Source organism: Pseudomonas sp. Teo4, from assembly GCF_034387475.1.
Taxonomy (GTDB): Bacteria; Pseudomonadota; Gammaproteobacteria; order Pseudomonadales; family Pseudomonadaceae; genus Aquipseudomonas.
In genome coordinates this window covers 2017656-2036057 of record NZ_JAXCIL010000002.1, presented here as the reverse complement: position 1 = coordinate 2036057, position 18402 = coordinate 2017656, and the positions used below count along the sequence as shown (strand labels likewise).

The 18402-nt window shown below is 62.4% G+C and carries 16 protein-coding genes; 9 read left to right on the top strand and 7 right to left on the bottom strand.

Annotated features, from left to right (window positions below; all coding sequences use genetic code 11):
• Nucleotides 1-78: 78 nt before the first annotated feature.
• Nucleotides 79-1599: a nucleobase:cation symporter-2 family protein gene (locus tag PspTeo4_RS25685; RefSeq protein WP_322366535.1), complete on the top strand. Its 1521-nt coding sequence runs from the start codon at nt 79-81 to the stop codon at nt 1597-1599.
• Between the two features lie 176 nt (nt 1600-1775).
• Here PspTeo4_RS25685 and radA read toward each other — a convergent pair whose 3' ends face one another.
• Nucleotides 1776-3143, bottom strand: a complete 1368-nt coding sequence (gene radA, locus PspTeo4_RS25680; RefSeq protein WP_322366533.1) for a DNA repair protein RadA — start codon at nt 3141-3143, stop codon at nt 1776-1778.
• A gap of 176 nt (nt 3144-3319) precedes the next feature.
• Between radA and mscL the strand changes: the two genes are divergently transcribed.
• Nucleotides 3320-3739 (top strand): large-conductance mechanosensitive channel protein MscL, encoded by a 420-nt coding sequence (mscL, locus tag PspTeo4_RS25675; RefSeq protein WP_322366532.1) that lies wholly within the window; start codon nt 3320-3322, stop codon nt 3737-3739.
• Nucleotides 3740-3772: 33 nt separating this feature from the next.
• Here mscL and PspTeo4_RS25670 read toward each other — a convergent pair whose 3' ends face one another.
• The gene (locus tag PspTeo4_RS25670) at nt 3773-4549 is read right to left on the bottom strand and encodes a ferredoxin--NADP reductase (protein WP_322366531.1); all 777 of its coding nucleotides are present in this window, start codon (nt 4547-4549) and stop codon (nt 3773-3775) included.
• A gap of 215 nt (nt 4550-4764) precedes the next feature.
• Here PspTeo4_RS25670 and PspTeo4_RS25665 point away from each other — a divergent pair, with 215 nt between their 5' ends.
• Both PspTeo4_RS25665 and PspTeo4_RS25660 read left to right on the top strand, forming a co-directional pair.
• A complete protein-coding gene (locus tag PspTeo4_RS25665) occupies nt 4765-5472 on the top strand; it encodes an autoinducer binding domain-containing protein (RefSeq protein WP_322366529.1) in 708 nt (235 codons plus the stop codon).
• 96 nt (nt 5473-5568) lie between these two features.
• Nucleotides 5569-6693: a methyltransferase gene (locus PspTeo4_RS25660; RefSeq protein ID WP_322366528.1), complete on the top strand. Its 1125-nt coding sequence runs from the start codon at nt 5569-5571 to the stop codon at nt 6691-6693.
• 134 nt (nt 6694-6827) lie between these two features.
• Here the strand turns inward: PspTeo4_RS25660 and PspTeo4_RS25655 are convergent, their stop codons facing one another.
• The 3 genes from PspTeo4_RS25655 to PspTeo4_RS25645 are packed head-to-tail and all read right to left on the bottom strand — an operon-like array spanning nt 6828 to nt 9440.
• The gene (locus PspTeo4_RS25655) at nt 6828-6983 is read right to left on the bottom strand and encodes a DUF2474 domain-containing protein (protein ID WP_081717522.1); all 156 of its coding nucleotides are present in this window, start codon (nt 6981-6983) and stop codon (nt 6828-6830) included.
• Between the two features lie 9 nt (nt 6984-6992).
• Nucleotides 6993-8000: a cytochrome d ubiquinol oxidase subunit II gene (gene cydB, locus PspTeo4_RS25650; RefSeq protein WP_322366527.1), complete on the bottom strand. Its 1008-nt coding sequence runs from the start codon at nt 7998-8000 to the stop codon at nt 6993-6995.
• Between the two features lie 3 nt (nt 8001-8003).
• Complete coding sequence (locus tag PspTeo4_RS25645) at nt 8004-9440, bottom strand: cytochrome ubiquinol oxidase subunit I (protein WP_322366526.1); 1437 nt, start codon at nt 9438-9440, stop codon at nt 8004-8006.
• Nucleotides 9441-9796: 356 nt separating this feature from the next.
• Between PspTeo4_RS25645 and PspTeo4_RS25640 the strand changes: the two genes are divergently transcribed.
• The 3 genes from PspTeo4_RS25640 (at nt 9797) to trmA (ending at nt 13666) form a co-directional block, all read left to right on the top strand.
• Nucleotides 9797-11017, top strand: a complete 1221-nt coding sequence (locus PspTeo4_RS25640; RefSeq protein ID WP_322366525.1) for an MFS transporter — start codon at nt 9797-9799, stop codon at nt 11015-11017.
• A 271-nt stretch (nt 11018-11288) separates the two neighbouring features.
• On the top strand, nt 11289-12584 hold the full coding sequence (locus tag PspTeo4_RS25635; protein WP_322366524.1) for an NCS2 family permease: 1296 nt from the start codon (nt 11289-11291) through the stop codon (nt 12582-12584).
• Entirely contained in the window at nt 12581-13666 is a 1086-nt protein-coding gene (gene trmA, locus PspTeo4_RS25630) for a tRNA (uridine(54)-C5)-methyltransferase TrmA (RefSeq protein WP_322366523.1), read from the top strand. The genes PspTeo4_RS25635 and trmA overlap by 4 nt, the downstream gene beginning before the upstream one ends.
• 93 nt (nt 13667-13759) lie before the next feature.
• Here the strand turns inward: trmA and pcaG are convergent, their stop codons facing one another.
• Entirely contained in the window at nt 13760-14365 is a 606-nt protein-coding gene (gene pcaG / locus PspTeo4_RS25625; protein WP_322366522.1) for a protocatechuate 3,4-dioxygenase subunit alpha, read from the bottom strand.
• 10 nt (nt 14366-14375) lie between these two features.
• Complete coding sequence (gene pcaH, locus PspTeo4_RS25620) at nt 14376-15095, bottom strand: protocatechuate 3,4-dioxygenase subunit beta (RefSeq protein ID WP_322366521.1); 720 nt, start codon at nt 15093-15095, stop codon at nt 14376-14378.
• 201 nt (nt 15096-15296) lie between these two features.
• Here pcaH and PspTeo4_RS25615 point away from each other — a divergent pair, with 201 nt between their 5' ends.
• Together PspTeo4_RS25615 and PspTeo4_RS25610 are read left to right on the top strand one after the other, a co-directional pair.
• Entirely contained in the window at nt 15297-16187 is an 891-nt protein-coding gene (locus PspTeo4_RS25615) for a neutral zinc metallopeptidase (protein WP_322366520.1), read from the top strand.
• Between the two features lie 237 nt (nt 16188-16424).
• A complete protein-coding gene (locus PspTeo4_RS25610) occupies nt 16425-18344 on the top strand; it encodes a methyl-accepting chemotaxis protein (RefSeq protein ID WP_322366519.1) in 1920 nt (639 codons plus the stop codon).
• Nucleotides 18345-18402: the final 58 nt, after the last annotated feature.

Sequence of the window (18402 nt, the reverse complement as noted above, 5' to 3'; positions counted from 1 at the left end):
TTGTATACAATTGTTGTGGCAATACTTTGTAGGAAATGTCTACAGTAGTCGCACAACAATAAACAGAGAGCCTGCTCCATGACTACGTCGTCCCCTAGCACGTCTCCCGCCAAACGCCCCGAGGACGAAAACCTCGGTCTTGGTGCCAACCTGGCCTATGGTCTGCAGCATGTGCTGACCATGTATGGAGGGATCGTCGCGGTACCCCTGATACTTGGGCAGGCTGCAGGCCTGAATGGTGCCGAAATCGGCATGCTGATCGCCGCCTCGCTGTTCGCCGGTGGCCTGGCCACATTGTTGCAAACGCTGGGCTTGCCGTTCTTCGGTTGTCAGCTGCCCTTGGTTCAGGGGGTCTCGTTCGCGGGCGTGGCCACCATGGGGGCAATTCTCAGCAGTGAAGGCGGTGGTGGCCTGCCGGGCGTGCTGGGCGCGGTCATGGCGGCGTCGCTGATCGGCTTTCTGATCACCCCAGTGTTCTCGCGCATCACCAAGTTCTTCCCACCGCTGGTCACCGGCATCGTCATCACCACCATCGGCCTGACCCTGATGCCCGTAGCGGCACGTTGGGTGATGGGCGGCAACAGCGCCTCGCCGGAGTTCGGCAGCGTGGCCAACATCGGCCTGGCAGCGCTGACCTTCGCCATCGTCCTGCTGCTGAGCAAGTTGGGCAGCGCGACCATCTCGCGCCTGTCGATCCTGCTGGCCATGGTCATCGGCACCCTGATCGCCTGGGGACTGGGCATGACCGACTTCAGCAAGGTCACCCAAGGCCCGATGTTCGCCTTCCCGACGCCCTTCCATTTCGGCATGCCGGAATTCCACATCGCCGCGATCCTGTCGATGTGCATCGTGATCATGGTGACCCTGGTGGAGACCTCGGCCGACATTCTCGCGGTGGGTGAGATCATCGACACCAAGGTCGACTCCAAGCGCCTGGGCAATGGCCTGCGTGCCGACATGGCTTCGAGCATCCTGGCGCCGATCTTTGGCTCGTTCACCCAGAGTGCCTTCGCCCAGAACGTCGGCCTGGTGGCCGTTACCGGGGTCAAGAGCCGTTATGTCGTGGCCACCGGTGGTGTGATCCTGGTGGTGCTCGGCCTGCTGCCGATCATGGGCCGGGTGATTGCCGCAGTACCGACGCCGGTGCTGGGTGGCGCGGGTATCGTGTTGTTCGGCACCGTGGCGGCCAGTGGTATCCGTACCCTGTCGAAGGTCAACTACAAGAACAACGTGAACCTGATCATCGTCGCCGCCTCGCTGGGCTTCGGCATGATCCCGATCGCAGCACCGACCTTCTATCACCACTTCCCGAACTGGTTCGAGACCATCTTCCACTCCGGCATCAGCTCGGCCGCCATCATGGCCATTCTGCTGAACCTGATCTTCAACCATTTTACGGCGGGCAACTCGGACCAGCAGTCGGTATTCGCTGCGGCCTACGAGCGCACCATCCAGTACTCGGACATCTCGGCGCTGCGTGATGGCGATTACTTCAAGGATGGCAAGCTGTTCGATGCCGAGGGTAACGAAGTGCCGGTGATGGAGCTGGATGAGCATGGCAATGCCGCACCCAGGCGCACGCCGGTCGCAGAGCATTGACCGCTGACTGAGCGGTAATGAGGGGAGCTGATGCGCATCGTCGGCTCCCCTTTTCGTTTGCCTGGTCTGTCCTCTTCGCGGGTAAACCCGCTCCCACAGGGATCGAGCAGTCTTCCGGACGCTGGTGATCCTGTGGGAGCGGGTTTACCCGCGAAGAGGCCAGAACAGGCTAAACATCACTCGAACAATGCATCCAACGCCTGCTCCAGGCGCGTAACCGCAATGATCTGCAACCCCGCCGGCGCTTCCTTCGGTGCATTGCCCTTGGGCACGATGGCGCGCTTGAAGCCATGCTTGGCCGCCTCTTTCAGGCGCTCCTGGCCACTGGGCACCGGGCGCACCTCGCCAGACAGGCCGATTTCCCCAAACACCAGCAAGCCATGGGCCAGCGGGCGATTACGCAAGCTGGACATCACTGCCGCCAGCAAGGCCAGGTCAGAGGCCGTCTCCAGCACCTTGACCCCACCCACGACGTTAAGGAAAACATCCTGATCGTGCGTTGGAATACCACCGTGACGGTGCAACACCGCCAGCAACATCGCCAGGCGGTTCTGATCCAGGCCCAGGGTGACTCGACGCGGGTTGGACAGATGGCTGTCATCGACCAACGCCTGTACCTCAACCAGCATCGGCCGGGTGCCTTCCCAGGTGGCCATCACCACGCTGCCCGGCACCTCTTCCTGGGCTCTGTTGAGGAAAATCGCCGAGGGGTTGGAGACCTCCTTCAGACCACGGTCGGTCATGCCGAACACGCCCAGCTCGTTGACCGCGCCAAAACGGTTCTTCACCGCTCGCAACAAACGCAAGCGGCCATCGGACTCACCTTCGAAATACAGCACGGTGTCGACCATGTGTTCCAGCACCCGCGGCCCGGCCAGCGAGCCTTCCTTGGTGACGTGACCGACCAGGAAGATCGCCGTGCCGCTCTGCTTGGCGTAGCGCACCAGCAGCGCCGCGCTCTCGCGCACCTGAGCCACGCCGCCGGGGGCCGACTGCAATTGCTCGGTGAAAATGGTCTGGATCGAGTCGATCACCATCACCCGAGGTTTTTCCACACGTGCGGTGGCGATGATCGTCTCGATGCAGGTCTCGGTCATCACCTTCAACTGGTCCTGCGGCAACCCCAGGCGGCGTGAGCGCATGGCCACCTGCTGCTGGGACTCTTCGCCAGTGACGTACAGCGCAGGCATGCCGGTTGCGATGTTGCACAGGGTCTGCAGCAAAATGGTCGACTTGCCGATACCCGGGTCACCGCCGATCAACACCACGGAGCCGTCCACCAGGCCACCACCCAGTACGCGGTCCAACTCAGCGCTGCTGGTGGTAAAACGCGGGATTTCCTCGACGCTGACTTCGGCCAGGGTCTTGATTTGAGCCTGCTGCCCGGCCCAACCCGTGCGGCCGCTGGGTGCGGCTGCACCGCCGCTTTCGATCATGGTTTCGACCAAGGTGTTCCAGGCCCCACATTCGCCGCACTGTCCGGCCCATTTGGGGAAGGTCGCGCCGCACTCGGTGCAGCCATACAAGCGCTTGGCCTTGGCCATGGACTCGGTCTCCTGGAAAAAACCGCCATGATAGCCGAGCGGGACGTGCCTCGAACGCCTTGGGATGCGACAAAACTATTCGTCGCAGCCGAAGTCAGTAGGCCTGAATGCAACGCATGACGCGTTTTAGTGGCTTACACTGCGTTTACCTAACCATTTGTTACAAGGAATCAAGCATGGGCATGCTCAGTGAGTTCAAGGCCTTCGCGGTCAAGGGAAATGTCGTCGATATGGCGGTAGGTATCATCATCGGCGCCGCGTTCGGCAAGATCGTCTCGTCCTTCGTGGGCGATGTGATCATGCCGCCACTGGGCCTTATCATCGGTGGTGTCGACTTCAGTGACCTGGCTGTCACCCTGAAAGCCGCCGAGGGCGATGTACCGGCGGTGGTGCTGGCCTATGGCAAGTTCATTCAGACAGTCATCGACTTCGTGATCGTGGCCTTCGCCATCTTCATGGGCGTGAAGGCGATCAACCGCCTCAAGCGTGAAGAAGCCGTGGCGCCGTCCGCGCCGCCAGTGCCGAGCGCCGAGGAAACTTTGCTGACCGAGATTCGCGATCTGCTCAAGTCGCAGAACCAGAATCGGTTGCCTTGAACAGCGGCAAGCGGCAAGCTTACGGCTTGTCGCTCACCAATAATTTTCCACCGCAACCTGGCCTGGGCGCTTGCTCAGGCTCAGTTGCAGATCCCGCGCCTTGAGCACCTTGCGTGTCTCGTCGATCATCTCTGGGTTGCCGCACAGCATGATGCGCGAGTGCTCGGTAGACAGCTCCAGCCCCGCAGCCTTCTCCAGTTCGCCGTTTTCGATCAGCGTGGTAATACGCGCATTCAATGCGCCTGGGTGCTGTTCGCGGGTCACCACCGGAATGAACTGCAACTTGCCGGCGTGCTCGGCCAGGTAGTCACGCTGCTCCAACCCGGCGATTTCATCCAGATAAGCCAGTTCCTTCGCCTCGCGCACGGAATACACCAGCTTGATGTTGTCGAAACGCTCCCAGGCTTCAAAGTCCTGCAGGATCGACATGAATGGCGCAATGCCAGTGCCGGTGGCCAACAACCACAGGTCGCGACCACCGACGAAACGGTCCAGTGTGAGGTAGCCGAAAGCCTGGCGATCGATCAACAACGAGTCGCCCTCCTTCAGCCGGCTCAGTTCCCTGGTGAACTCGCCGCCCGGCACCACGATCGAGAAAAAATCGAGAAACTCGTCATGGGGTGCGCTGACCATCGAGTAGGCACGCCACACCACACTGCCGTCAGCCTTGGTCACGCCCAGCCGTGCAAACTGGCCGGAGCGAAAACGAAAGCCTGGGTCACGCGTCACCCGCAAGCTGAACAGGCTGGGGGTCAGCGGCTGCACATCGAGCAGGGTCTGGCGGGTGAACTTGTCGGCGCTGGCGGTCATGTCGGGCTCCATGGTTGGCGTGGGCCCAGTGTCGCGCAAAGCGGGCCGGATAAAAACCGCTGGATTGTAGGGCCTCAGCCAGACGATCATGCCAAGTTCGCAGAGAAACCTGATCGCTATAACAAAAAAATCCGAACATGACGCTCGGACTTTTCCTACAATCCTCCCGTACGCAAATGGATTGGATCCTTCTACACCCCTAGGGAGTGCGACCGATGCTTAACTGGAAGCCTGAGCATCTTCATGAGCTGGCCACCGAGCGCAATCCCTCTCGCCTGTTCAATCTGGCAGTGCATCTGGCGCAGGACCTCGACATGGAGTCGGTCGGCCTCAAGATTCGCATACAGATCGCTACACAAACGCCCAAGCTGTACCTCTATAGCAACTACCCGAATGAATGGATCGCACGCTGTCAGTGCGATGACTTCCACAAGCAAGACCCCATAACAGCGCTGAGCCACAACTCGAACTTGCCTGTCCTCTGGACTGACGAGCTGTATCGTGAGGCCCCTCAGTTTCGTGAGGCTGCCTGCCTTCACGGCTTGCGCCATGGTTGGACACAATCGGTGCATGACCTGCAGCACAACGAAAGCCAGCTGAGCGTTGCCAGGCACTCGAAACCGATTGGCATCCATGAACTCTATGAAAAAGGCGCGAGTGTCCTTTGGCTGTGTCAAACCTTGCATGCGGTGCTCGCTGAGCACCACCTGAATGCGTTGTGTCCACCGCAACCGAAGATGAGCGAGCGGGAGCTGGAGGTGCTCAAGTGGTCGGCCGCCGGCAAGACTGCCGCCGATGTCGCCTGCATCCTTTCACTGTCGCAGAGCACGGTGAATTTCCATATCCGCAGCGTGATCACCAAGACCAATGCCGCCAACAAGGCCGGCGCCATCGCCATCGCCGCGCTTCGCGGGTGGATCTGACAGCCTTTCCTGCGACCTTCGGCAAAGCCCTGTAGAATCGCGCAGCAAAGCCCGAGGCGATCCGCGACGGGCAGATTCGTACCCGAGCCAGACGCCATGCCCCTGTTGACCACCCCCTTTGCCGAACTCGACCTGATCCGCCAGCCGGAGCAGGCCAACGACCCCTTGCAGGCTTTCGACGCCGCCGATGAGTATCTGCTCGAGCACTTGCACGCCCAGTCGAACGACGCAGGCTGCCGGGTCCTGGTGCTCAATGACAGCTTCGGCGCCGTGGCCGCCAGCCTGGTCGGACACTGCCAGGTTGTCAGCAGCGGCGACTCGCACCTGGCCCGCCTGGCTCTGGAAAAGAACCTTGCACGTAATGGCCAGGCTTACGACAGCGTGCACTTCGTACCCGCCAGCGAACACTGGCAAGGGCCTTTCGACCGCGTGCTGGTACGTGTGCCCAAGACCCTGGCCCTGCTCGAAGAACAGCTGATTCGCCTGCAAGGCCACCTGGCACCCGGGGCTCAGGTGATTGCCGGCGCCATGATCAAGCACCTGCCGCGGGCCGCAGGCGACCTGATGGAGAAGTACATCGGCCCGGTGCAGGCATCGCTGGCACAGAAAAAAGCACGCCTGCTGACGGCCACGGTCACCGAGAAAGCTGCCGCGCGCTCGCCCTACCCCACTCGCTACCGCCTGGAGGCGCCAGCGCTGGAGCTGGTCAACCATGCCAACGTGTTCTGTCGCGAAGGCCTGGATATCGGCACCCGCGCCTTCCTCCCGCACCTTCCGCGCAATCTGGGTCAGGCCCGGGTGGCGGATCTGGGCTGCGGCAATGGCGTGTTGGCAATCGCCAGTGCATTGGACAACCCGGATGCCCATTACACCCTGGTCGACGAATCGTACATGGCCGTGCAGTCTGCCCGGGAAAACTGGCAGGCCGCGCTGGGCGACCGTGCCGTGAACGTCATGCCGGGTGATGGGCTGGCTGGACAGGAAAAACAATCGCTGGACGTGGTGCTGTGCAACCCGCCGTTCCATCAGCAACAGGTGGTGGGCGACTTCCTCGCCTGGCGCATGTTCCAGCAGGCGCGTGAAGCTCTGGTGGTGGGGGGCGCGCTTTATATAGTCGGCAACCGTCACCTGGGTTACCACAGCAAGCTGGCGCGCTTGTTCCGGGGCGTGGAGCAAGTGGCGGCGACGCCGAAGTTCGTGATTCTCAAAGCCCGTAAATAACTCGCCGAGGTGACCGGCCTCATCGCCGGCAAGCCGGCTCCCACAGGTTTTGCACCGATCTCGGGATCATTGCAGAACCTGTAGGAGCCGGCTTGCCGGCGATCCAGTGCAAGGCACTGGCAAAGCGGTGAGGTTCAGTGGGTAGTGAGCCCGGCCGCGCCCATGAACAGCCGCATCACATACGCCGCCACGCCCAGCGCCGCGACGCTCATCGCCCAGATCAGCACCAGCCAACCCAGCCGCTGCCACAGTGGCTTTTTCTCTTCCAGGCCATGTTTACCGGTCATCATGTGGCCCTCCTAGTGATAGCCGTCGTCATGGGTCACCTTGCCGCGGAACACGTAGTAGCTCCAGAAGGTATACCCCAGGATGAACGGCAGGATGAACAAGGTCCCCACCAGCATGAAGCCCTGGCTCTGCGGCGGTGCTGCGGCATCCCAGATCGAAATCGACGGTGGGATGATGTTCGGCCACAAGCTGATGCCCAAGCCGCTATAGCCGAGGAAAATCAGCACCAGGGTCAACAGGAACGGGGTGTAGTGGGCATTACGCGCCACCGCCTTGAGCAACCCGTAGAAGGTCACCAGTACCAGGATCGGCACTGGCATGAACCAGAACAGGTTGGGCATGCTGAACCAGCGCTCGGCAATCTGCGGGTAGGCAATCGGCGTCCACAGGCTGACGATGCCGATCACCGCCAACAGTACCAGCGCCAGAGGCTTGGCCAGGTCATGCATCTGTTGCTGCAGCGGCCCTTCGGTTTTCATGATCAGCCAGGTGCACCCAAGCAGCGTGTAGGCGACGATCAGCCCCAGGCCGCTGTAGAGGCTGAATGGGGTCAGCCAATCGAGGGTTCCACCCGCGAAATGGCGATCGACGACCTTGAAGCCCTCGATGAACGCACCCAGCGCAACACCCTGGAAGAACGTTGCAACCAGCGAACCCCAGATGAAGGCCTTGTCCCAGATGTGACGTTTGTCAGCCTTGGCCTTGAAGCGGAACTCGAATGCCACGCCACGGAAGATCAAGCCGATCAGCATGAGGATCAGTGGCAGGTACAACGCTTCGAGCACCACCGAATAGGCCATCGGAAACGCGCCGAACAGCCCGGCACCGCCAAGAATCAGCCAGGTTTCATTGCCGTCCCACACGGGGGCAACGGTATTCATCATCACGTCGCGGTCACGCTCATCCTTCACGAAGGGGAAGAGCATGCCGATTCCCAGGTCGAAACCATCCATCACCACGTACATCATGACGCCGAAAATGATGATCACGGCCCAGATCAGCGGAAGGTCGATACCCATGGCTCAGTTCTCCTTGCTCAGGCTGACGGGCTTGGCCTCATGGCCATCATCGGCGGCGGACAGCGGCCGCGCCGGCGTGCGTTTCTGGCCAGGGCCACCGGGGGTGTGCTCCTCGCCTTCGCCGGTCTTCGGCCCTTTGCGAACCAGGCGCATCATGTAGCCAAGGCCGGTGCCGAACAGGGCGAAGTACACCACCACGAACGCCACCAGAGTGAAACCGAGCTGGCCGTAGCTGTGGTTGGAAACCCCTTCGGAAGTACGCATCAAGCCATACACCACCCATGGCTGACGGCCGATCTCGGTGGTGAACCAGCCCGCCAGCAGGGCGATCAGCCCGGAAGGGCCCATCCACAACGCCAGGTAGAGGAACGGCCTGTTGCTGTACAAGGTGCCCCGCTTGCGCAGCCACAGGCTCCACAGGCCGACGAAGATCATCAGGAAGCCAAGACCGACCATGATCCGGAACGACCAGAACACGATGGTCGAGTTGGGTCGGTCTTCAGGCGGGAACTCCTTCATCGCCGGGACCTGCTTGTCCAGGCTGTGGGTCAGGATCAGGCTGCCCAACGCCGGGATCTCGAGCTTGAAATGGGTGGTCTCGGCCTTCATGTCGGGAATGCCGAACAAAATCAGCGGAGTCGGCTCGCCCGGGACATTCTCCCAGTGGCCTTCGATTGCAGCGATCTTCACCGGCTGGTGCTTGAGGGTGTTGAGGCCGTGGAAGTCGCCGATCACCGCTTGCACCGGCGCCACGATCAAGGCCATCCACATGGCCATCGACAACATCTTGCGCACCGCCGGGTTGTCCCGCCCACGCAGCAGGTGCCAGGCCGCCGAGGCACCGACGAAGAACGCGGTGGAGACGAAGGCGGCGGTGGCCATGTGCATCAGGCGGTAGGGGAACGATGGGTTGAAGATCACTGCCAACCAATCCACCGGCACCACCCGGCCATCGATGATCTCGTGGCCTTGGGGTGTCTGCATCCAGCTGTTGGACGCCAGGATCCAGAAGGTCGAGACCAGGGTGCCGAGTGCCACCATGACCGTGGCGAAGAAGTGCAGGCCGCGACCGACACGGTTCCAGCCAAACAACATGACGCCAAGGAAGCCTGCCTCGAGGAAGAAGGCGGTGAGCACTTCATAAGTCAGCAAAGGCCCGGTGACGGCTCCGGCGAAATCGGAGAATCGGCTCCAGTTGGTGCCGAACTGGTAAGCCATGACCAGGCCGGACACCACGCCCATGCCGAAGTTGACGGCAAAGATCTTCGACCAGAAGTGGTAGAGGTCACGGTAGACATCGTTGTGGGTCCTGAGCCAAAGGCCTTCGAGGACCGCCAGGTAGCTCGCCAGACCGATGGTGATGGCCGGGAACAAAATGTGAAAGGACACGGTAAAGGCAAACTGGATTCGGGCGAGCTCAAGGGCTTCTAAGCCGAACATGGTGCTTCCTCTTCAGATAATCCGGCGAACGGGTTCGTGGCCCTGTCGCCCACTGCCCCCACGGTAGTCGAGTGCGGCGCGTTGGAATTGTTCTGTTCGACTGCAGGGAATCCGGCCCGGAGGCCAAAATCGTTGCCTGATCGTTGCAACCGCAACGATTGACCCAGATCAACAATTGTCTGGAAGCATAGTCCTGAATGGCCCGGCGGGCCGTGTGGTTGATTGCCGCGTGACCGGTTGCCCCACCCTCTTTACCCAAGTGTGGAAAAGTGCCGATTTCGGCAAACAGTAACCGTTTGTTACAAACAGATGATACCCTGCCGACCCCTCTACTGCGCCGAGGCCACAGGTTTCCGATGTCCGATTCCGCACCGCAGTTGTTGCGCCACCACCGCCCCTTCATGGCCTTCTGGCTGGCCCGGGTGTTCACCGCCAGCGGCTTCCAGATGCTCACCGTGGCCATCGGCTGGCACCTCTACCAACTCACTGGCAATGTCCTCGACCTGGGCCTGGTCGGCCTGGTGGAGTTCGCCCCCCGCGTGCTGTTCATGCTGCACACCGGGCATGTCGCCGACCGTTATGACCGGCGCAAGGTCGCCGCTTTGTGCCAGAGCCTGCAGGGCCTGATCGCACTGGCCCTGGCCTTGGGCAGCATGACCGACAACGTCACCCGCGAGCTGATCTTCGTGTTGGCCTTCTTCCTGGGCGCGACCCGCTCGTTCGAGATGCCGGCAACCCAGGCCCTGCTGCCCAACGTCGTACCACCGGGGCTGTTCCCACGGGCGGTGGCGGCGTCGGCCTCGGCAACCCAGGCGGCGACCATCGTCGCCCCGGCCGTGGGCGGTTTCCTCTACGCCTTTGGCAGCATCTGGGTGTATGGCCCGACCGTGGCCCTGTATGCCGTGGCGTGCCTGCTGATGCTGAGCCTGGAATCCCGCCAGCAGGTGGCCCAGCGCGGCCGCGCCAGCCTGGAGTCGCTGATGGCTGGCATTCGCTTCATCCGCAGCCGGCCGGACATCCTCGGGGCGATTTCGCTCGACCTGTTCGCCGTGTTGCTGGGCGGCGCCACCGCGCTGTTGCCGGTATTCGCCAAGGACATCCTGCTCACCGGCCCCTGGGGCCTTGGCCTGCTGCGTTCGGCGCCCGCAGTCGGGGCGCTGCTGATGTCGCTGTGGCTCGCGCGCTTCCCGGTTGAACGCAAGGTGGGCCGGACCATGTTCACCGCAGTTGGGGTGTTTGGCGTGGCGACCATCGCCTTCGGCCTGTCGACCTCGTTCTGGTTCTCGCTGGCCGTGCTGGTGGTGCTTGGCGCGGCAGACATGATCAGCATGGTCATCCGCGGTGCTTTCGTGCAGCTGGAGACACCGGACGAAATGCGCGGGCGGGTCAGCGCGGTGAACGGCTTGTTCATCGGGGCTTCCAACCAGCTTGGCGAGTTCGAGTCGGGGGTGACGGCGCACTGGTTCGGCACGGTGCCGGCCGTGGTGCTGGGCGGCGTGGGCACGCTGGTGGTGACGGGGGTGTGGATAAAACTGTTCCCGACCTTGGCCAAGCGGGATCGGCTGCATAACGGTTGATCTTTCTGGCCCTATCGCCGGCAAGCCGGCTCCCACAGGTACTGCAGTGATCTTGAGGGCGTTGCGGTCCATGTGGGAGCCGGCTTGCCGGCGATAGGGCCGGTACAGGCAAAGCAGATCCCCATTCCCCAACGGCCATAGGCCCCCGCCAAGCATGCTGGTATGATGCGCGGCTTTTTTCCGCCCCACACAAACCACGGTTGCCAACGACCTGTGCTTTGCTGATGGGGTCGATACATTCACGGCGCCGGGGGCGCCTTGGGGAGCGGGCATGCTGGAAAGGCTGTTTCAACTAAAAGCACACGACACCAATGTGCGCACCGAGATTCTCGCGGGCGTCACCACCTTCCTGGCCATGGCCTACATCCTGTTCGTCAACCCGAGCATCCTCGGCGAAACAGGCATGGACAAAGGCGCGATCTTCGTCGCCACCTGCCTGGCCGCGGCCATCGGCTCGGTGACCATGGGCCTGATCGCCAACTACCCGATCGCCCTGGCGCCGGGCATGGGCCTGAACGCCTTCTTCACCTACACCGTGGTCCTGCACATGGGCCATACCTGGCAAGTGGCGCTGGGCGCGGTATTCCTCTCGGCGGTGTGCTTCTTCCTGCTGTCGATCTTCCGCATCCGCGAGTGGATCGTGAACAGCATCCCGCTGCCGCTGCGCTCGGCCATCGCTGCGGGCATCGGCCTGTTCCTGGCACTGATCGCCCTGCACAATGCCGGCATCGTCGTCGATAACCCGGCGACCCTGGTGGGCCTGGGCGACCTCAAGCAACCGGCCCCGATCCTCGCCACCCTGGGCTTCTTCCTGATCGTTGGCCTCGAGTCGCTGAAAGTGCGTGGCGCGGTGCTGATCGGCATCCTCGCGGTCACCCTGGCTTCGATCCTGATGGGCGTCACCCCGTTCGGTGGCGTGGTCTCGATGCCGCCTTCGCTGGCACCAACCTTCCTGCAGCTGGACATCAAGGGCGCCCTGGACATCGGCCTGGTCAGCGTGATCTTCGCCTTCCTGTTCGTCGACCTGTTCGACAACTCCGGCACCCTCATCGGCGTGGCCAAGCGTGCCGGCCTGATGAGCAAGGACGGCCACATGCCGAAAATGGGCCGTGCCCTGATCGCCGACAGTACCGCCGCCATGGCCGGCTCGCTGCTGGGCACCTCGACCACCACCAGCTACATCGAATCGGCGGCTGGCGTGAGCGCCGGCGGCCGCACCGGCCTGACCGCCATCGTGGTCGCCATCCTGTTCCTGCTGGCACTGTTCTTCGCCCCGCTGGCCGGTAGCGTGCCCGCCTTCGCCACCGCCCCAGCGCTGCTGTTCGTCGCGGTACTGATGGCCTCGGGCCTGGCGGAAATAAACTGGGACGACGTCACCGAAGCGGCCCCTGTGGTAGTGACCGCCCTGGCCATGCCGCTGACCTACTCGATCGCCAACGGCATCGCCTTCGGCTTCATCGCCTGGACCGCCGTCAAGCTGATCTCCGGCCGCCACCGCGACCTGAACCCGGCGCTGGTGATCCTTTCCATTCTGTTCGTCATCAAGTTGGGCTGGTTCAACGCATGAGTGCTGTCTTCGACCCCTCCTCCTACGCCACCCAGCTGGAGGCCAAGGTGGCCCGGCTGCGTGAGCTGCTGGCGCCCTTCGGTGCGCCGGAACCGGCTGTTTTCGACTCGCCACGCGAGCACTACCGCCTGCGCGCCGAGTTCCGCCTGTGGCGCGAAGAAGGCCAGCGCCACTATGCGATGTTCGCCCCCGGCGAGAAGCACAAGGCGATTCTGATCGACGATTTCCCCATCGCCAGCGAGCGCATCAATGCGCTGATGCCGCGCCTGAAAGCGGCCTGGCAGGCCAGCGAGGAGCTGGGCAATCGCCTGTTCCAGGTGGAGTTCCTCACCACCCTGGCCGGCGATGCGATGGTCACGATGTGCTATCACCGCCCGCTGGACGAAGCCTGGGAAGTGGCTGCACGCCAGCTGGCCAGCGACCTGGAAGTGAGCGTCATCGGCCGTTCCAAGGGCAAGCGTCTGGTGGTCGGCCGTGACTATGCCGTGGAAAAGCTCGACGTGGCTGGCCGCGTCTTCAGCTATCGCCAGCCGGAAGGCGCGTTCACCCAGCCCAACGGCGCGGTGAACCAGAAGATGCTGAGCTGGGCTTATGAAGCGATTGGTGAGCGCGATGACGACCTGCTAGAGCTGTATTGCGGCAACGGCAACTTCACCCTGCCGCTGGCCACCCGCGTGCGCAAGGTGCTGGCCACCGAGATCAGCAAGACCTCGGTCAATGCCGCGCTGAGCAACCTCGACGAGAACACTGTGGATAACGTGCGGCTGGTGCGCCTGTCGGCGGAAGAGCTGACCCAGGCACTGAATGACGTGCGCCCGTTCCGTCGGCTGGAAGGGATCGACCTCAAGAGCTACGAGTTCGGTACGGTGTTCGTCGACCCGCCACGGGCCGGCATGGACCCGGACACCTGCGAGCTGACCCGGCGTTTCGAGCGGATTCTGTACATCTCGTGCAACCCGGAAACACTGGCGGCGAACATTGCCCAATTGCAGGACACGCACCGTATCGAACGTTGCGCGTTGTTTGACCAGTTCCCCTACACCCACCATATGGAGAGTGGGGTGCTGCTGGTTCGGCGCTAAGTTCAAAGGCTAAATCGCCGGCAAGCCGGCTCCCACAGAGGATTGCATTGCTCTCTGTGGGAGCCGGCTTGCCGGCGATGCTCTTTTACAGACTCAGAAGTCGAAGAAGACCGTCTCCCCTTCCCCCTGAATACGGATATCGAAACGGTACGCCGTCTTCCCATCCACTTCGCAACGCTTGGCAATCAGCGTCTCACGGCGCTGCGGCTGCTCGATCAGGTTGAGCACCGGGCACTTGGCGTTGGCCTCTGCCTCGTCATCGAAATACAGCCGCGTGTGCAGGTGAATGTTGATGCCTCGGGCAAACAGGCTGATGTTGATGTGCGGCGCCATCGGCACGCCCGCAGCGTTTTTCACCACACCTGGCTTGACCGTCTGCAGCGTCCACTCGCCCGCATCGAACGTGGTAGCGGTGCGGCCGAAGCTGTTGAAGGCGTTTTCCAGGTTGTAGGCATCCTGATACTGGCCGTTGGCATCCGCCTGCCAGACTTCCAGGAACGAATCACGCACCAGGTGGCCGTTGCCGTCATACACCTGGCCGATCAACAAAATGTGCTCGCCCGGCGCGTCCGGCTTGGCCAGACGGTTCCAGATTTCCTGGTCTCGGGTCGGGTTGCCGGCCGCTTCCAGGGCCAGGCCGATGTGTACGTAGGGGCCGGCGGTCTGCGAAGGGGTTTCCGGCAGCAGTTCGATAGGCATGTCGGGGTCCTCAGCAGTTCTCGAAGTGGGTCTTGCGCTGGCCGCGCAGCACGATGTCGAAGCGGTACGCCAGGCAGTCCATGGGGTTGGCATTGCTCATGTCGAGCTTGGCAATCAACTGCTGTACGGCTTCTGGGTTGGCGATCGACTTGACGATCGGGCACATCGGGATCAACGGATCACCTTCGAAATACAGCTGAGTGATCAGCTTGGTGGCAATCGACGGGCCGCTGACGGAGACGTGGATGTGCGCCGGGCGCCAGTCGTTCGGGCCGTTGCGCCATGGGTATGGGCCTGGCTTGATGGTACGGAAGCTGTAGTAGCCGTCACGGTCGGTCAGGCAGCGGCCGACACCGCCGAAGTTCGGGTCCAGCGGCGCCAGGTAACGGTCGTTCTTGTGCCGGTAGCGGCCGCCGGCGTTGGCTTGCCAGATCTCGACCAGGGTGTTCGGCACAGGCTTGCCGTACTGGTCGACGACGCGGCCGGCAACGATGATGCGCTCGCCGATCGGCAAGCCACCGTTGTTGAAGTTCAGCAGCAGGTCATGGTCGTGGGCGCCGAAGCCCAGGTGGGAAAAGTCCGGGCCGGTGGTTTCGCTGATCGACTGCGGGATGCTGACCAGTGCCTGGCGCGGCGAGCGGGCAATGGACGTCTTGTAGTCGGGCGTGAGGGCCTTGGGGTGCCAGTTGCGATCACGGATCACGAAGCGGCTGTTGTCCTGGGCGGGCATGCCGGTTTCCTCTCTTGGAATTATCAGAACGCCTGTAGGTGGCAGGCGGACTTGCAGTTTCAGATAAGTCGCGCGGGATTAATATTGAAAACACGCGCCAAATACATAACCAAACAGTTATGCATAACCACCTTGGGCTAACAGGTTCCGCTGCACTGAACTAACCTTTGTCTTCATGTTTCACGCTCTGGAGAGCACCTCATGGAATGGCGAAAAGGCCGGCGCAGCGACAATGTGGTCGATGCCCGGGGCGAAGGTGGCGGCGGCGGTGGCATGCGCTTTGGCGGCGGCAAGGGGCTGGGGCTGGGCGCGATCCTGCTGATCGTCGGCATCGGCTGGCTCACCGGGCAGGACCCGCTGCAGATCCTCGGCCAGCTCACCGGGCAGATGGAACAGCAGCAACAGCAGGCCCCCAGCGGCGCGGGCGGCAAGGCGCCGCCGGCCAACGACGAGCAGGCCGAATTCGTCGCCTCGATCCTGGGCGACACCGAGGACACCTGGAAGGCCCTGTTCTCCCAGGCAGGCAAGCAATACCGCGACCCCAAACTGGTGCTGTTCAGTGGCCAGGTCAACTCGGCCTGTGGCTTTGCTTCGGCGGCGGTCGGGCCGTTCTATTGCCCGGCGGACCAACGGGTGTACCTGGACATGTCGTTCTTCCGTGAAATGGAAACCCGCTTTGCCGCTGCGGGCGACTTTGCCCAGGCCTATGTCATCGCTCATGAAATCGGCCACCACGTGCAGACCTTGCTTGGGGTATCGGCCAAGGTCGATGCCGCACGTCGCAACGGCCAGCGCATGGAGGGCGACAATGGCCTGCTGGTGCGTCAGGAGCTGCAGGCCGATTGCCTGGCCGGCGTATGGGCCTTCCAGGCGCAGCAGCGCCTGAACTGGCTGGAGCCGGGCGACGTCGAAGAAGCGCTGAATGCCGCCAATGCCATCGGTGATGACCGTCTGCAGCAGCAGGGCCAAGGGCGTGTGGTGCCCGATTCGTTCACCCATGGCACCTCGCAACAGCGGGTGCGCTGGTTCAAGGCCGGGTTCGCGCAAGGGGATGTGAACAGCTGCGATACCTTCAGCGCGCGGAGTCTCTGAGATTCGCCGGTAAACCCGCTCCCACAAGCACAGCGCTTCATCCTGTGGGAGCGGGTTTACCCGCGAATGGGCCTTTGAAAGCGCAAACGTTTTCATGAGGTTACAAATCTGCTGAAAAAGCGTTTCAGCTTCCGATTTTTTTGCCGATAACTGCTGCACGAATCAGCAGGCACCCAGAAGAACAACGCCTAGCGATCGATGATCAAGTGAGCGAAATCATTTTTCTGGAGAGCGTGCATGAACAGCTGGTTCGCCAACATCAGCGTAAACCTCAAGCTGGGCCTGGGCTTCGGCCTGGTCCTGATCCTGACCGGCCTGCTGGCCCTGACTGGCTGGACCAGCCTCGGCAGCCTCATAGACCGAAGCAACTGGATGGGCGACATCGGTCAGCTCAACAAAGACCTGACCGACATGCGGGTGGCGCGCCTGCAATACATGATCGCCAACGGCGACGATGCAGCGGCAGCCAACACCCAGGCCAAGCTGGACGCCTTCAGCAAACAGCAGCAACACCTGGCTAACACCTTCAAGAGCCCTGAGAACGTCAAGCTGCTGAATGAACTGGGGCAAACCATCAGCGAGTACAAGGTATCGCTGAACAAGATGCGCGCCGGCTACAAAAGCTCCCAGGCAGCCCGCGATGCCATGAACGCCTCGGCCATCAAGGCTGACGAGGCCTTGGACGCCCTCAGCCAGGACGTCATGGCCCGCCCTGAGTCCGACAGCGTACGCCTGGCCCAATACCAGCTGATCAGCAAGACGCGCCAGCAATTGCTGCAAGTGCGCATCGATGTGCGCGGTTACATTGCCGACAACACCGCCGCCAACGAACAAGCCGCCTTGCGCCAGCTCGAGTCGGCGCTGGTCGAAATCGATACCCTCAAGCGCCAGCTGCCTGCCGACGCCAATCGTCTGCAACAGTTCGAGCAGTCGGTGCAGGCCTACCGTGAAGCCGTACGCCAATTCCGCGATGCCGTCGCGGGAATCACCACTGCGCGAGCAGAAATGACCGTGCAAGGCGCCGACATCGTCAAACGCAGCGATGCGCTGTACAAGATCCAGCTGGATCGCCGTGACGCGGAAAGCGCCCAGGCCCGCAGCCTGCAGACCATCGCCACACTGCTGGCACTGCTGGTGGGCGTGCTGGCGGCAGTCATCATCACCCGCCAGATCACTCGCCCGCTGCGCGAAACCCTGCAAGCCGTGGAGCGAATCGCTGGCGGCGACCTTACCCACGACCTGCGGGTGACCCGTCGTGACGAAATCGGTGTGCTGCAACAGGGCATCGCCCGCATGGGTACCACCCTGCGCGAACTGATCACCGGCATCCGCGACGGCGTTACCCAGATCGCCAGCGCCGCCGAAGAGTTGTCGGCCGTCACCGAGCAGACCAGCGCCGGTGCCAATAGCCAGAAGGTTGAAACCGACCAGGTGGCCACTGCCATGCACGAAATGGCCGCCACCGTTCAGGAAGTGGCACGCAACGCCGAACAAGCCTCACACGCGGCCACCGGTGCCGACGACGAAGCCCGCGCGGGTGACCGCGTGGTGGGTGAAGCGATCAGCCAGATCGAGCGCTTGGCCGAAGAAGTGCACCGCTCCACTGCAGCCATGAACCTGCTGCAGCAGGAAAGCCAGAAGATCGGCAGCGTCATGGACGTGATCAAGTCGGTGGCCGAGCAGACCAACCTGTTGGCGCTGAACGCCGCGATCGAAGCCGCCCGTGCTGGTGAAGCCGGTCGTGGTTTCGCAGTGGTTGCCGATGAGGTACGCGGGCTGGCACAGCGCACGCAGAAGTCCACCGAAGAGATCGAAGAGCTGGTGGCCAGCCTGCAAAGCGGCACCCAGCAGGTGGCCAATGCCATGCAGGGCAGCCGCACACTCACCGACAGCAGCGTCGAGCTGGCGCGCAAGGCCGGTGCATCGCTGGAAAGCATCACCAGCACCGTGTCGAACATCCAGTCGATGAACCAGCAGATTGCGGCGGCGGCCGAACAGCAGAGCGCGGTGGCTGAAGAAATCAGCCGCAGCATTTTGAATGTGCGGGATGTGTCGGAGCAGACTGCGGCGGCCAGTGACGAGACCGCGGCGTCCAGCGTGGAGCTGGCGCGCTTGGGTGGGCAGTTGCAGATGCTGGTGAGCCAGTTCCGCGTCTGATTTCCAGACCCTGGGGCCGCTTCGCGGCCCATCGCCGGCGAGCCGGCTCCCACATGGA

Coding starts and splice junctions, on each gene's coding strand:
- PspTeo4_RS25670 (WP_322366531.1), bottom strand. CDS start 4,549: ATGACCGCCAGCGCCGACAAGTTCACCCGCCAGACCCTGCTCGATGTG.
- pcaH (WP_322366521.1), bottom strand. CDS start 15,095: ATGCCCGCCCAGGACAACAGCCGCTTCGTGATCCGTGATCGCAACTGG.
- PspTeo4_RS25655 (WP_081717522.1), bottom strand. CDS start 6,983: ATGATGACCGGTAAACATGGCCTGGAAGAGAAAAAGCCACTGTGGCAG.
- PspTeo4_RS25615 (WP_322366520.1), top strand. CDS start 15,297: ATGGAATGGCGAAAAGGCCGGCGCAGCGACAATGTGGTCGATGCCCGG.
- PspTeo4_RS25635 (WP_322366524.1), top strand. CDS start 11,289: ATGCTGGAAAGGCTGTTTCAACTAAAAGCACACGACACCAATGTGCGC.
- PspTeo4_RS25640 (WP_322366525.1), top strand. CDS start 9,797: ATGTCCGATTCCGCACCGCAGTTGTTGCGCCACCACCGCCCCTTCATG.
- PspTeo4_RS25645 (WP_322366526.1), bottom strand. CDS start 9,440: ATGTTCGGCTTAGAAGCCCTTGAGCTCGCCCGAATCCAGTTTGCCTTT.
- mscL (WP_322366532.1), top strand. CDS start 3,320: ATGGGCATGCTCAGTGAGTTCAAGGCCTTCGCGGTCAAGGGAAATGTC.
- PspTeo4_RS25660 (WP_322366528.1), top strand. CDS start 5,569: ATGCCCCTGTTGACCACCCCCTTTGCCGAACTCGACCTGATCCGCCAG.
- pcaG (WP_322366522.1), bottom strand. CDS start 14,365: ATGCCTATCGAACTGCTGCCGGAAACCCCTTCGCAGACCGCCGGCCCC.
- trmA (WP_322366523.1), top strand. CDS start 12,581: ATGAGTGCTGTCTTCGACCCCTCCTCCTACGCCACCCAGCTGGAGGCC.
- PspTeo4_RS25685 (WP_322366535.1), top strand. CDS start 79: ATGACTACGTCGTCCCCTAGCACGTCTCCCGCCAAACGCCCCGAGGAC.
- PspTeo4_RS25665 (WP_322366529.1), top strand. CDS start 4,765: ATGCTTAACTGGAAGCCTGAGCATCTTCATGAGCTGGCCACCGAGCGC.
- cydB (WP_322366527.1), bottom strand. CDS start 8,000: ATGGGTATCGACCTTCCGCTGATCTGGGCCGTGATCATCATTTTCGGC.
- PspTeo4_RS25610 (WP_322366519.1), top strand. CDS start 16,425: ATGAACAGCTGGTTCGCCAACATCAGCGTAAACCTCAAGCTGGGCCTG.
- radA (WP_322366533.1), bottom strand. CDS start 3,143: ATGGCCAAGGCCAAGCGCTTGTATGGCTGCACCGAGTGCGGCGCGACC.